The sequence below is a fragment of the Mesobacillus maritimus genome (assembly GCF_019749255.1).
In the GTDB taxonomy this organism is placed as follows: Bacteria; Bacillota; Bacilli; order Bacillales; family Cytobacillaceae; genus Mesobacillus_B; species Mesobacillus_B maritimus_A.
Genome location: NZ_JACWFH010000008.1, coordinates 216,003 through 229,833 on the forward strand (window position 1 = coordinate 216,003; position 13,831 = coordinate 229,833).

Annotated in this window: 10 protein-coding genes; all 10 read left to right on the top strand. The window is 41.6% G+C overall.

The window, feature by feature from the left end; all coding sequences use genetic code 11:
* Positions 1-92 precede the first annotated feature (92 nt).
* Positions 93-1,013 carry a phosphate butyryltransferase gene (gene yqiS, locus H0185_RS06460; RefSeq protein WP_221872322.1) on the top strand — a complete coding sequence of 307 codons (921 nt, stop codon included), beginning with the start codon at positions 93-95 and terminating at the stop codon, positions 1,011-1,013.
* Positions 1,014-1,031: 18 nt separating this feature from the next.
* A complete protein-coding gene (gene bcd, locus H0185_RS06465; protein WP_221872324.1) occupies positions 1,032-2,132 on the top strand; it encodes a branched-chain amino acid dehydrogenase in 1,101 nt (366 codons plus the stop codon).
* Positions 2,133-2,228: 96 nt separating this feature from the next.
* Positions 2,229-3,302, top strand: coding sequence for a butyrate kinase (gene buk / locus H0185_RS06470; protein WP_425515817.1), 1,074 nt, complete (start codon positions 2,229-2,231; stop codon positions 3,300-3,302).
* A 30-nt stretch (positions 3,303-3,332) separates the two neighbouring features.
* The gene (gene lpdA / locus H0185_RS06475; protein WP_221872328.1) at positions 3,333-4,754 is read left to right on the top strand and encodes a dihydrolipoyl dehydrogenase; all 1,422 of its coding nucleotides are present in this window, start codon (positions 3,333-3,335) and stop codon (positions 4,752-4,754) included.
* A gap of 53 nt (positions 4,755-4,807) precedes the next feature.
* On the top strand, positions 4,808-5,803 hold the full coding sequence (locus H0185_RS06480; RefSeq protein ID WP_221872330.1) for a thiamine pyrophosphate-dependent dehydrogenase E1 component subunit alpha: 996 nt from the start codon (positions 4,808-4,810) through the stop codon (positions 5,801-5,803).
* Between the two features lie 12 nt (positions 5,804-5,815).
* Positions 5,816-6,799, top strand: a complete 984-nt coding sequence (locus tag H0185_RS06485; RefSeq protein ID WP_221872332.1) for an alpha-ketoacid dehydrogenase subunit beta — start codon at positions 5,816-5,818, stop codon at positions 6,797-6,799.
* 20 nt (positions 6,800-6,819) lie between these two features.
* A complete protein-coding gene (locus tag H0185_RS06490) occupies positions 6,820-8,127 on the top strand; it encodes a dihydrolipoamide acetyltransferase family protein (RefSeq protein ID WP_221872334.1) in 1,308 nt (435 codons plus the stop codon).
* Positions 8,128-8,405: 278 nt separating this feature from the next.
* Positions 8,406-10,280 carry a methylmalonyl-CoA mutase family protein gene (locus H0185_RS06495; RefSeq protein WP_221872336.1) on the top strand — a complete coding sequence of 625 codons (1,875 nt, stop codon included), beginning with the start codon at positions 8,406-8,408 and terminating at the stop codon, positions 10,278-10,280.
* Complete coding sequence (gene scpA / locus H0185_RS06500; protein WP_221872337.1) at positions 10,270-12,465, top strand: methylmalonyl-CoA mutase; 2,196 nt, start codon at positions 10,270-10,272, stop codon at positions 12,463-12,465. The genes H0185_RS06495 and scpA overlap by 11 nt, the downstream gene beginning before the upstream one ends.
* Entirely contained in the window at positions 12,466-13,479 is a 1,014-nt protein-coding gene (meaB, locus tag H0185_RS06505) for a methylmalonyl Co-A mutase-associated GTPase MeaB (protein WP_221872340.1), read from the top strand.
* Positions 13,480-13,831 lie beyond the last annotated feature (352 nt).

A 13,831-nucleotide genomic window follows, 5' to 3' on the forward strand; every position in this document is an offset into this window, starting at 1 on the left:
TTTCTGACTTTACGGTTCATTGCATTTGGCACACTTCTTGCAATAGGGATATTGAGGTTCGGTACAGTTGGGAAAGGGTTGAAACAGGATAAATGGATTTTGATCAACTTATTGAAAATGCAACCAAAAAAAGCAAACAGACAATTGCAATCGCAGCAGCTGCAGCCCCTGACATATTGGAGACTGTATCGAAGGCTATCGAAGTAGGAATGGCAGACTTTCTCTTGTTTGGAAACAAACCGGAAGTTGAAGGTATTTTAGAAGATGTTTACCCAAGTTTAATTCAACATCCGGGAATTGAAATGATTCATACAGAATCAGATGAAGAAGCGGCATTCTTGGCGGTTAAATCTGTTCATGATAAAAAAGCCCGGGTGTTAATGAAGGGAAATCTTTCGACCTCGATTATTTTGAAAGCGGTTTTAAATAAGGAGAATGGGTTAAGGGCAGGGAGAGTCCTGTCGCATGTTGCAGTATTTGAATTGCCTAATTATAAAAAATGGATCTTTTTGACGGATGCGGCCATGAATATAGCGCCTGACCTCGAACAAAAGGCAGAGATTATTCGGAATGCGGTATCAGTTGCTAACGCATTAGGGATTACAATGCCAAAGGTTGCGCCACTAGCTGCACTTGAATTGGTTAATCCAGCCATGAGTGCAACCATTGATGCAGCTGTTTTAACCCAAATGAATAGACGAGGGCAAATTGAAAATTGTATTGTGGATGGTCCGCTTGCACTCGATAACGCGATTTCAGCCATAGCTGCAGAACATAAGGGTGTTAAAGGCGAGGTGGCGGGAGATGCCGATATTCTTTTAGTCCCTGCAATTGAAGTAGGAAATGTTTTGTATAAGTCTCTCGTTTACTTTGCGAACGCTAAAGTGGGAGCAGTACTAGCTGGTGCAGCTGCGCCCATTGTTTTAACGTCAAGGGCGGACTCAGCAGAAAGTAAGCTGTATTCACTTGCGCTTGCTATAGAATCTATTACTAGTATGAACGATATAAGATAATCTGGGGAGGAATTCAATATGGAAATCTTTACTTACCTTGAACAGTATGATTATGAGCAATTAGTATTTTGTCAGGATAAACAGTCTGGTTTGAAAGCGATTATTGCCATTCATGATACAACCTTAGGTCCTGCTCTTGGAGGGACCAGAATGTGGACCTATGCTTCAGAAGAAGCAGCAATTGAAGATGCCCTTCGCTTAGCAAAGGGAATGACGTATAAAAATGCTGCCGCGGGATTAAATCTCGGTGGCGGAAAAACAGTCATTATTGGTGATCCGCGGAAGGATAAAAATGAAGAAATGTTCCGAGCTTTTGGGCGTTACATTCAAGGTCTAAATGGCCGCTATATTACGGCTGAAGATGTCGGTACGACCGTTGCAGATATGGATCTGATTCACGAGGAAACCGACTATGTGACGGGAATTTCCCCAGCATTCGGGTCCTCGGGAAATCCATCCCCTGTAACAGCCTATGGTGTTTATCGCGGAATGAAGGCAGCTGCAAAGGAAGCTTTCGGTACCGATAGCCTAGAAGGCAAAGTGGTTGCGGTACAGGGGGTAGGGAATGTTGCATATAATCTATGTCGTCATTTACATGAGGAAGGTGCGCAGCTCATTGTAACCGATATAAATAAAGAAGCTGTACAGAGGGCGGCGGAGGAGTTCGGTGCCAAAGTTGTAAACCCAGATGAAATTTATAGTGTTGAATGTGATATCTATGCTCCATGTGCACTTGGGGCGGTTATCAATGATAAGACAATTCCACAATTCAAAGCGAAGGTTATTGCTGGTGCAGCTAATAATCAGCTTAAGGATACAAAGCATGGTGACATTATTCATGAGATGGGGATTGTTTATGCCCCAGATTATGTGATCAATGCTGGTGGGGTAATCAATGTAGCGGATGAACTCTATGGGTATAACCAAGAGCGTGCACTAAAAAAAGTCGAACAGATATACACAAACATAGAAAAAGTAATTGGTATTGCTAAGCGAGACCAAATCCCGACTTACATGGCAGCAGACAGAATGGCAGAGGAACGAATTGAGAGAATGCGAAATTCCCGCAGTCAGTTCTTGCAAAATGGGCATCACATTTTAAGTCGACGTAAGTTTTAACTTAAGAGTTTTATAAGTTAACATCCATATTTTTTTAGTAAATAGACATAGCTTCGCTTGTTTAATTTCACTGGAGGTTTAATAAAATTGCACCATATGGAGTATCGTATCCTTGCTATTAATCCCGGGTCAACATCTACAAAAATCGGAGTATATTCGAATGAAGTCCCGCTTTTTGAACAAAGTATTCGTCATGATCGTGAGACTTTAGACTCGTTTGAAACCACCATTGACCAATATGAATTTCGTAAAGCTTCAATATTAGAAACTCTCGATACTCAAGGGATTAATGTTTCTAAGTTAAATGCTGTGTGTGGACGCGGGGGTCTTCTGCGTCCCATACAAGGTGGAACATATGTTGTAAATGAAGCCATGTTAGCGGATTTAAAAATGGGGTACTCTGGACAACATGCTAGCAATTTAGGAGGTATTCTGGCTTACGAAATTGCGAGCGCTTTAAATATTCCCTCTTATATCGTTGATCCGGTCGTCGTAGACGAACTAGATGAAATCGCAAGGGTCTCCGGTTTCTCCTTGATAAAACGAAAAAGTATTTTTCACGCCCTAAATCAAAAGGCTGTTGCACGTCGTGTCGCTAGTGAATTAGGAAGGAAATATGAAGAACTGAATCTCATCATTGCCCACTTGGGCGGTGGAATTACGGTTGGTGTTCATAAAAATGGTCGAGTCATTGATGTGAATAACGGGCTTAATGGAGACGGACCTTTCAGTCCTGAGAGAGCAGGTACAGTCCCAGCAGGGGACCTTGTAAATTTATGCTATTCCGGAGAATTTTATCGCGACGAAATTTTAAAGAAGATAGTTGGGCAAGGTGGACTTGTCGGTTACCTAGGCACAAACGACGCTCTTAAGGTTGAACAAATGATTGGAAAGGGCAATGAGAAAGCGAGTCTCGTATATTCAGCCATGGCTTATCAGGTTGCAAAGGAAATTGGTGCTCAAAGTGCAGTTCTCTTTGGCAAAGTTGATGCAATCGTTTTAACAGGAGGGCTTGCATTTGCCCATAAGTTTGTGAATGAGATTTCTGAAAGAGTGAATTGGATTGCCGATGTGATTGTTCATCCTGGGGAAAATGAATTACAAGCACTTGCAGAAGGGGCATTACGGGTGTTGCGTGGAGAAGAGGATGGGAAAGAGTACCCAGGTTAGGAATCAAATGTTTTTTAATAGGAGGACATTATGGCTGAAGAATATGACTTAGTAGTTTTAGGTGGTGGCACGGGCGGTTACGTTGCAGCAATCAGAGCTTCACAGCTTGGGTTAAAAACAGCAATTGTGGAAAAAGGAAAACTAGGTGGTACTTGTCTTCATCAAGGGTGTATCCCAAGTAAGGCTCTACTACGAAGTGCAGAAGTATTTTCAACAGCAAAAAATAGTGAAGAGTTTGGGGTTATTACTGGCGAAGTGAAAGTTCAGTTTAATAAAGTTCAGGAGCGGAAGAATCGAATTGTTGAACAATTGCATAAAGGTGTACAGCATTTGATGAAACAAGGGAAAATCGATGTGTTCCAAGGAATGGGGAGAATTCTAGGACCGTCCATTTTCTCGCCTATGCCCGGAACGATATCCGTTGAAATGAACAATGGTCAGGATAACGAGATGCTTATCCCTAAAAACGTCATCATCGCAACAGGTTCAAGACCGAGGACGCTACCTGGTCTTGAGGTAGATGGGGAATTTATCCTTACCTCTGATGAGGCGTTAGTTCTTGAGCAATTGCCTAAATCGATTTTAATCGTTGGCGGAGGAGTGATTGGGATTGAATGGGCCTCGATGATGTGTGACTTTGGTGTTGAAGTTACGGTGATTGAATACGCAGACACCATTCTCCCAACTGAAGATAAAGAAATCTCACGTGAAATGCATCGGTTGTTGAAGAAAAAGGGAATAAAAATTATCACGAATGCAAAGGTGCTGCCAGAAACTCTTCAAAAAGAAAATGATGTGAGAATTTGTGCAGAACATTCTAGTGGACAGAAGGAGTTTCGTGCAGAGAAATTATTGGTATCAGTAGGGCGTCAGGCAAATATCGAGGGAATTGGACTCGAAAACACCGATATCCAAGTTGAGAAAGGCACGATTGTAACAAATGAATTTTATCAAACAAAAGAGTCTCATATCTATGGTATTGGCGATTGCATTGGGGGTTTACAATTAGCGCATGTTGCATCACATGAGGGGATATGTGCAGTTGAACATATTGTAGGAAACAACCCTGAACCGATTGATTATTCGCTTGTTCCAAAATGTATATATAGTTCTCCAGAAGCCTCGAGTGTAGGGCTAACGGAAGAAGAAGCAAAGGAAAAAGGCTTCCAGGTGAAAACAGGAAAATTCTCGTTTAGAGCGATTGGAAAGGCACTTGTGTTTGGAGAGTCAGATGGATTTGTAAAAATTGTGGCTGATAAAGATACAGATGATCTTCTTGGGGTACATATGATTGGACCTCATGTTACAGATATGATCTCAGAAGCGGGACTTGCAAAGGTTTTAGATGCTACACCTTGGGAAATCGCAAAAACGATTCACCCGCATCCTACCCTATCCGAAGCAATAGGCGAGGCAGCTTTAGCAGTAGATGGGAAAGCGATTCATGCGTAAGTTTCACTCTTGATGGATAGAAAAAGGACTGATATTTCAAGGAGGTATAAAGAATGGTTGAAAACCGTCATCAGGTGCTTGGTTTAAGTGATGACCAGGTGTTGGGAATGTATGAAACAATGCTCCTAGCACGTCGGATTGATGAGCGTATGTGGCTTTTAAACCGTGCAGGAAAAATTCCCTTTGTGATTTCGTGTCAAGGTCAGGAAGCCGCACAAATTGGCGCAGCTTTTGCACTTGACCGCGAAAAAGATTATGTTCTTCCTTATTATCGAGATCTTGGTGTTGTTTTAACCTTTGGGATGACTCCTAAAGAAATCATGTTATCAGGGTTTGCGAAAGCAGAAGATCCTAACTCAGGTGGACGCCAAATGCCTGGTCATTTTGGCCAGAAAAAGAATCGAATTGTTACTGGATCTTCCCCGGTAACCACGCAGGTTCCTCATGCTGTTGGTGTTGCGCTAGCAGGCAAAATGAAGGGTGAAAATCTAGTCGCTTATACAAGTTTTGGCGAGGGTTCTTCCAACCAAGGAGATTTTCATGAGGGAGCAAACTTTGCTGGTGTGCATAAATTGCCCGTTATTTTCATGTGTGAAAATAATAAATATGCCATTTCAGTGCCACTTGAAAAGCAACTAGCATGTGAAAAGGTGTCTGATCGTGCCATTGGTTATGGAATGCCGGGCTTTACAGTCGATGGGAATGACCCTCTTGAGGTTTATAAAGCTGTGAAAGAGGCTGCTGAAAGGGGACGGAGAGGTGAAGGCCCTACATTAATTGAAACGATTTCCTACCGATTAACACCTCATTCCTCCGATGACGATGACCGGAGTTATCGAGCACCAGATGAAGTGGCGCAGGCTAAAACGAAGGACCCAATCATCACCTTTGCAGCCTATTTGAAAGAGACCGGTGTACTAGATGATGAGAAGGAAAAAGAAATCAACGAGAAAGTCATGAAACTGGTTAACGAGGCGACAGATTATGCGGAAAATGCACCGTATGCGGATCCAGAGCAAGCATTAAAATATGTTTACGCTAAAGAGTAAGGGGGAACGATTATGGCGGTCATTTCTTATATAGAAGCAGTTACACAGGCAATTCGAGAAGAAATGGAAAGAGATTCGAACGTCTTTGTCCTCGGAGAAGATGTAGGGAAAAAAGGTGGAGTGTTTAAGGCAACTGCCGGCCTTTATGAAAAATTTGGGGAACAACGTGTCATTGACACTCCTTTAGCGGAATCAGCTATTGCAGGTGTCGGGATAGGTGCAGCGATGTATGGTATGAGACCAATAGCGGAGATGCAATTTGCTGATTTTATCATGCCTGCGGTTAACCAAATTATTTCAGAAGCTGCAAAAATTCGTTACCGTTCCAATAATGACTGGAATTGTCCAATGGTGATTCGGGCTCCTTATGGTGGAGGAATTCATGGTGCATTGTATCATTCTCAGTCGGTAGAAGCAGTGTTCGCAAATCAGCCAGGATTAAAAATAGTAATGCCATCAACTCCTTATGATGTTAAGGGATTACTGAAGGCGGCGATTCGCGACGATGATCCTGTATTGTTCTTTGAACATAAGCGAGCTTACCGCCTCATCAAAGGCGAAGTTCCAAGTGACGATTATGTTCTTCCAATTGGAAAGGGAGATGTAAAGCGAAAAGGGGAAGATCTTACCGTTATCACTTACGGATTATGTGTTCATTTTGCCTTACAAGCTGCTGAAAGACTGGAAAAGGATGGGATTTCTACCCATATTCTTGATTTGCGGACAGTTTATCCTTTAGATAAAGAGGCCATTATTGAGGCGGCTTCGAAGACAGGAAAGGTCCTCCTTTTAACAGAAGATAATAAAGAAGGAAGCATCATGAGCGAGGTTTCTGCGATTATTGCAGAGAATTGCTTATTTGAATTGGATGCTCCAATTAAGCGTCTAGCAGGACCGGATGTTCCGGCTATGCCGTATGCACCAACTATGGAAAAATTCTTTATGGTTAACCCTGATAAAGTTGAAAAAGCAATGAGAGAACTTGCAGAATTCTGATAGTGAGGAGGACAAATCCATTGGCAGTTGAACAAATCACAATGCCTCAGCTAGGGGAAAGTGTTACGGAAGGTACAATTAGTAAATGGCTTGTTGGACTAGGTGACAAAGTGAAAAAATATGACCCACTAGCTGAGGTCATGACAGATAAGGTAAATGCGGAGATTCCTTCCTCTTTTTCGGGTACGATTAAAGAGTTAATCGCGAACGAAGGGGATACATTGTCAATTGGTGAAGTGATTTTATTGATAGAAGTAGCAGGTAGCGGCAATGGAAATAGTGAAACAGAGGATATAGAGACTGTTGAAGAAAAAACAGAAGTTCCATCTGTAAATGTAACAGATACGAATATCAAAAAGGGTGTAAACAGTGGAAGGTACTCACCGGCTGTTCTTAAACTTTCTCAAGAACATGGAATCGATCTTTCTCTTGTATCTGGAAGTGGAGCTGGAGGGAGAATTACGAGGAAAGATTTAATGAAAGTCATTGAATCTGGTACTATTCCTCCACAGGTTGAATCCATACAAGAACTTGAAACGGTTTCTCAGATCGTTAAGGGAGAAAAGTCTGAATCGACACCTCCAACTCAAGCACCACTTAAAACACACTCTAGTCCAGTTGGGGCTGGAGATATCGAAATACCGGTTACAGGTATCAGGAAGGCTATTGCGACAAACATGATGAGAAGTAAGCAAGAGGTGCCACATGCATGGACGATGGTGGAGGTAGATGTAACCAACCTAGTAGAATATCGTAATAGTTTAAAGGATACCTTTAAACAAAAGGAAGGTTTTAACCTTACTTTCTTTGCTTTTTTTGTTAAAGCAGCTGCGCAGGCTTTGAAAGAGTTCCCAGAAATAAACTCGATGTGGGCTGGGGATAAAATTATTCAGAAGCGAGACATTAATATCTCTATTGCCGTTGCAACCGATGATGCTCTGTTCGTTCCGGTTATTAAGAATGCAGATGAGAAAACAATTAAAGGGATTGCCCGCGAAATTACAGAACTCGCTGAAAAGGTTCGATCCGGAAAACTTCGTTCAGAAGATATGCAGGGTGGCACATTTACAGTTAACAACACAGGATCTTTTGGTTCTGTTCAGTCAATGGGAATCATTAATTACCCACAAGCAGCGATTTTGCAAGTGGAATCCATTGTTAAACGGCCAGTCGTGGTTAACAATGGAATGATTGCTGTCAGAGACATGGTGAACCTATGCCTGTCCCTTGATCACCGCATTCTAGATGGGCTAGTTTGTGGACGTTTCCTTCAGCGTATAAAAGAGATTCTAGAAGGCACCTCAAAAGATAAGACACCAATCTATTAAGAGCTGTAAAGCATTGCATTACACAAGATCTTGTAAGAGGAATAGATTCCTTTTTTAAGATCTTGTGTAGGTAATGCTTTTTTAATGTTTATGGAAATTTTATTAAGATGATAGGTTGCTGATGTAGAAATGAACATATACCTTACAAGGAGAATAGCTTTATTGCCAGTTCGCCTTATGTATACTAAAATGAATGAAGAATAGTTAGAATTTTTTTATTTATTACTCCCAATAAAAGAGAGGAGGAAATACTGTCCTTTTTAAGGGCAGTAGCTCTTATGAAACTAGAGAAAATGAAAGAAATAACTTTCCCAATTAGTGACAATAATGACTGGGCAAAAAAAGCGGAAGAGTCTTTGAGAGGCAAAAGTATTGAAAACCTTTACAAATCTACATATGAGAAGATTCAAATTAAACCTCTCTATACAAAGAAGGATCTGGACCCAAACAGTTTAGCCCAATACCCAGGAGAGTCCAACTATAGTCGAGGAATTGAAAGAGTTGGATACAAACTGAAAAGCTGGCATATCGCGAATAAATTACCTTATAAAACATTAGATCAGTTAATAGAAAAATCGCGATTGGCTTTTTCAGCTGGGCAAAATGCGCTAGCATTTGAGGTAACAGAGGAAGTATTTTCGGATAAGGATAGCTTAAAAAAACTACTCAAAGAATTTTCTGCGTTAGGGACAATGAGTATTCATACAAAAGAATTTTTTATTCCGTTTATGAAGGTGGTTTTGGAACAACAAAGTGAAACGGGCAAGATGACTGGTTTTATTGGTTCTGACCCTATTGCAGAGGCAGCAACAAAAGGAAGTTTTAATCAAAGGGAAAAAGAAACTTTTAATCAATGGCTTGAAAGTGTTAAGGAAGCTGATTCCTCAATACCAAATGTTAAAACCATCCTTGTTGATGCTGCTCCTTATCAAAATAGTGGGGCCAATGCCGTTCAGGAAGTGGGTATTGCACTTGCGACAGGTATTTACTATGTCCAAAAGCTCCTAGATAACGGCTGGGAACTAGAGAAAGCGCTTAAAAAATTCGTCTTTCATTTTGCAGTTGGTGCAAACTTTTTCATGGAAACAGCTAAGCTTAGAGCTGCAAGGATTCTATGGGATAAGGCAATGGAAGCCTATGGAGCCGATGATGAGTCACGTAAAATGGTGATTTCAGCAGAAACCTCGCAATTAACGAAAACTGTTTTTGACCCGTATGTAAACTTGCTACGTGCTGGAAATGAAGCTTTTTCTGCTGTACTTGGTGGAGTGCAGTATCTAAGCATAGGGACACTAGATGAGGCAGCCGGAGAAAGTTCGGTTTTTTCTGAGCGAATTGCCCGCAATACACAGCTAATCTTAAAAGCAGAGGCTCATCTCGAAAAGGTAGCTGACCCTGCTGGTGGATCCTATTATGTTGAAGCACTGACTAAAGAAATAGCTACAAAGGCTTGGGAGTTTTTCCTCGAGATTGACAATAAAGGTGGAATTGTTGAGGAATTAAAAGCAAGCAACCTTCAAAAGAAAATAGCTGATGTAAGAGTTCAAAGGGAAAAAGATGTGTTCATGAGGAAACAAAGCATCATTGGTACGAATGTATATGCAAATGTAGCTGAAAAGGCAAGTTTTAAAGGGGAAGGTAAATCGATAGCTGCATCAGCAGAGTTCGAAAGGCTTGAGACTAAGAGACTAGCAGAACCTTACGAAATTCTCCGCAAGAAAGCAAGGGAAATAGGGGAGAAAAGTGGAGCCTATCCAACTGTTGGCTTAATTTGTCTTGGAGAATTAAAAAAACATAAAGCGCGTGCCGATTTCATTCAGGGATTTTTGTCGGCGGGTGGAATTGAAACTTTTAGAAGTAGTGAATTAAGTGACATTAAAGCTGTCTTTGAATTCGTTCAGTTGTCTAGCTTAAATCATTTCTGTATATGTGGCGACAATAGTCAGTATGCAGAAATTGGTGTAACCCTTGTGAAAGAAATAGAATCTAAATTTCCTGAAGTGAAGCTTAGCCTTGCGGGTAATCCTGATGCAGCAATGAGGAAAGAGTTTTCCGATGCTGGAATTCAACAGTTTTATCATTTAAATAGCAATAACTATGAAATTCTTGCTAATTTATTGAAGGAAATGGAGGTGGCTCTCGGTGCCAAATAAGCCTGATTTTAGCAAAGTCTCTCTTTTTGCAGAAGAAAAACCTTCCTCCCCAGTGGATTGGAAGAGCAAAGTAGAGGCAGAAATTGATCAGACCATTGATGAACTCCTTTTTGAAACAAATGAGGGGATTAAGTTGAAGCCACTGTATACGAAAGAAGACCTGGAAGGCTTATCTCATATAGATGACAAGCCGGGCTTGCCCCCGTATACGCGTGGACCTTACCCGACCATGTATGTGAATCGGCCTTGGACGGTTAGGCAATATGCTGGATTCTCAACAGCAGAGGAAAGCAATGCCTTCTACCGGCGAAATCTTGCCATGGGGCAAAAAGGTCTATCTGTTGCGTTTGATTTAGCCACACACCGTGGGTATGATTCGGATCATTCTCGAGTCGTTGGGGATGTTGGAAAAGCGGGAGTAGCGATTGACTCAATCCTTGATATGAAGATTTTATTCGATGGGATTCCACTCGATCAAATGTCTGTTTCGATGACAATGAATGGAGCTGTTCTTCCGATTATGGCCTTTTTTATCGTAACGGCCGAGGAACAGGGAGTCTCTCAAGAAAAATTGTCTGGAACAATCCAAAACGATATTTTAAAAGAATACATGGTAAGAAATACGTACATTTATCCACCAGAGATGTCGATGAAAATAATTGCAGATATTTTTGAATACACGTCCAACTATATGCCAAAGTTCAATAGCATTAGTATTTCAGGCTATCATATGCAAGAAGCTGGGGCTCCTGCTGATATTGAACTTGCCTACACGCTTGCAGATGGACTTGAATATGTGAGAACCGGTTTAGAGGCTGGGATTGATATTGATTCTTTTGCACCAAGATTGTCGTTTTTCTGGGCTGTTGGAATGAACTATTTTATGGAAGTTGCAAAAATGCGGGCAGCTCGCCAAATCTGGGCGAAAATGATGAAATCTTTTGATCCGAAGAACCCAAAATCGATGGCACTGCGAACTCATTCGCAAACGTCTGGTTGGAGTCTAACCGAACAGGATCCTTATAATAATGTCATACGTACTCTAATTGAAGCACATGCTGCTGCTATGGGGCACACGCAATCTCTCCACACGAATGCACTTGATGAGGCGATTGCATTGCCAACAGATTTCTCAGCGCGAATTGCCCGTAATACCCAGTTGTTTTTACAAGAAGAATCCGGTATTACAAATGTGATTGATCCATGGGGCGGAAGCTATTATGTTGAGACCCTAACAAAGGAATTAGTTGAGCGTGCCTGGAGTCATATCGAAGAAATTGAAGAGCTCGGTGGAATGGCGAAGGCAATTGAAACAGGGCTTCCAAAAATGAAAATTGAAGAGGCGGCGGCGCGTCGTCAGGCACAAATTGATTCTGGAAAGGAAACAATTGTTGGTGTTAACCAATATCAAACTACTGATGAGGAACCATTAGAAATTCTAGATATTGATAACACTGCCGTACGACTAAAGCAAATTGAACGATTAGAACAATTAAAGGCAACTAGGGATCAAGATAAAGTTAAAGAGGCGTTAGAAGCACTGACTGAAGCAGCAGAGTCAGGGAAAGGCAACCTTTTAGAACTGGCTGTTCAAGCTGCAAGGGTTCGAGCCACTTTAGGTGAAATTTCTGATGCGGTTGAGAAGGCTGCTGGAAGGCATAAAGCTACGATTCGCTCCATCACGGGGGTTTATAGCTCCTCTTATTCCAATGAAGAAGAAATGGCTCTTGTAAAACAGATGACGGATGAGTTCCTTGAAAATGAAGGCAGAAGACCGCGAATCTTAATTGCCAAAATGGGTCAGGATGGCCATGACCGTGGTGCAAAAGTGGTATCAACGGCATTTGCTGATTTAGGGTTTGATGTCGATATTGGTCCACTATTTCAAACACCTGAAGAAACGGCTATGCAAGCAGTGGAAAACGATGTCCATGTAATTGGAATCAGCTCATTAGCGGCTGGCCACAAAACACTCGTTCCTCAGCTTGTTAACGAGCTGAAAAAGCTAGGACGCGAAGATATTGTCATTGTTGTAGGAGGAGTCATTCCAGCAAAGGATTACCAATACCTTTATGACCAAGGAGCAAGTGCAATATTTGGCCCAGGGACCGTCATTCCAGTTTCAGCCCAAAAGGTTATTAAAACCATTTACGAACGGTTAGGTTATGAGGAAGTGACTCCTTAAATGGGAAGGTTTATAAAAAAATCAAACCATAAAGATATTGATGCGATGATGCTTGCCGAGGATATCCTTCAAGGAAGCAGAATATCCTTGGCGCGTGGCATCACGCTTGTAGAAAGTAATTCAGAGCATCATTTCCATGAAGCACAGAAAATGCTCGAAAAGCTACTGCCGGAAACAGGCAGGGCAATCCGAATTGGAATCACTGGGGTACCAGGTGCAGGGAAAAGTACGTTTATAGAAGCCTTTGGTAGCTATCTCTGTAGCAAAGGATTAAAGGTAGCTGTGCTTGCTGTAGATCCTACTTCTAGTTTGACTGGTGGGAGCATCCTAGGAGATAAAACCCGGATGGAAAGGTTAGCAAGAAACCCTAAAGCATTTATTCGTCCGTCTCCATCAGGGGGAAAGTTGGGCGGTGTTCACCGAAAGACGAGAGAAACGATGCTTTTGTGCGAGGCAGCTGGTTTTGATGTTATTTTAGTGGAGACCGTCGGTGTTGGTCAGAGCGAGGTCATTGTTAGAGATATGGTCGACTTCTTCATGCTCCTTGTTTTAACAGGTGCAGGCGATGAACTTCAAGGAATGAAAAAGGGAATTATGGAATTGGCGGATGCGGTTATTATTAATAAAGCAGATGGAGCGAATGAAATAGTTGCTAAGAAGACTAGGGGGGAATACAATCGAATCCTCCATTTTCTACAACCCGCTACAAAGGGCTGGGAAACAAAAGCGCTCATGTGTTCTTCGCTTAAAGAAACGGGAATTTCTGAGATTTGGGATATGATCTTAACATTTGAAAGAACGACAAAGGATTCTGGTGTCTTTTCAGATCGTAGGCGATTGCAAATGAAAGAATGGATCCATTCAATGATTGTCGATCAATTACAAATGAGCTTTTTTCATGATACAAGAATCAAAAGCCTCCTTCCTAAAATTGAAAATGAAGTGATATCAGGGACTAGACCAGTCGCTGCAGCCGTGGACGAGCTGTTTAATGTTTATTATCAAAGAGATTAGTATGAAAGGCAGTGCTAGCTAGATTCTTTGTTTTTATTGGGGTCGACAGCACGAAGCGTTTCGATATAGTTGAAATCTATCGGACGGGACAAAGTTTTTTTGACTAGTTCTTGAATAGCTGAAAATATTCAGCTATTCTGGTAATTAGCAGTAATGTATCGGGTCGGGCGTGAATCCTATGTGATTCACGCCTTTTTTGTTTAAAACCACACATATTGAGGATAGGGATTTCTATTCCGGCGTTGTTCAAGGACAAAATGATTGGGAGCAGGAAGGAAAATGTCTATGAGACCATCGCTCAAGGACAAAAGACTGGAATTAGGAAGGAAAATGTCTATGAGACCATCGCTCA

What these genes read in the sequence shown, in the direction of transcription:
- H0185_RS06480 (WP_221872330.1), top strand. Translation starts at nt 4,808, where the DNA reads ATGGTTGAAAACCGTCATCAGGTGCTTGGTTTAAGTGATGACCAGGTG.
- bcd (WP_221872324.1), top strand. Translation starts at nt 1,032, where the DNA reads ATGGAAATCTTTACTTACCTTGAACAGTATGATTATGAGCAATTAGTA.
- H0185_RS06485 (WP_221872332.1), top strand. Translation starts at nt 5,816, where the DNA reads ATGGCGGTCATTTCTTATATAGAAGCAGTTACACAGGCAATTCGAGAA.
- meaB (WP_221872340.1), top strand. Translation starts at nt 12,466, where the DNA reads ATGGGAAGGTTTATAAAAAAATCAAACCATAAAGATATTGATGCGATG.
- lpdA (WP_221872328.1), top strand. Translation starts at nt 3,333, where the DNA reads ATGGCTGAAGAATATGACTTAGTAGTTTTAGGTGGTGGCACGGGCGGT.
- H0185_RS06495 (WP_221872336.1), top strand. Translation starts at nt 8,406, where the DNA reads ATGAAACTAGAGAAAATGAAAGAAATAACTTTCCCAATTAGTGACAAT.
- yqiS (WP_221872322.1), top strand. Translation starts at nt 93, where the DNA reads ATGGATTTTGATCAACTTATTGAAAATGCAACCAAAAAAAGCAAACAG.
- buk (WP_425515817.1), top strand. Translation starts at nt 2,229, where the DNA reads ATGGAGTATCGTATCCTTGCTATTAATCCCGGGTCAACATCTACAAAA.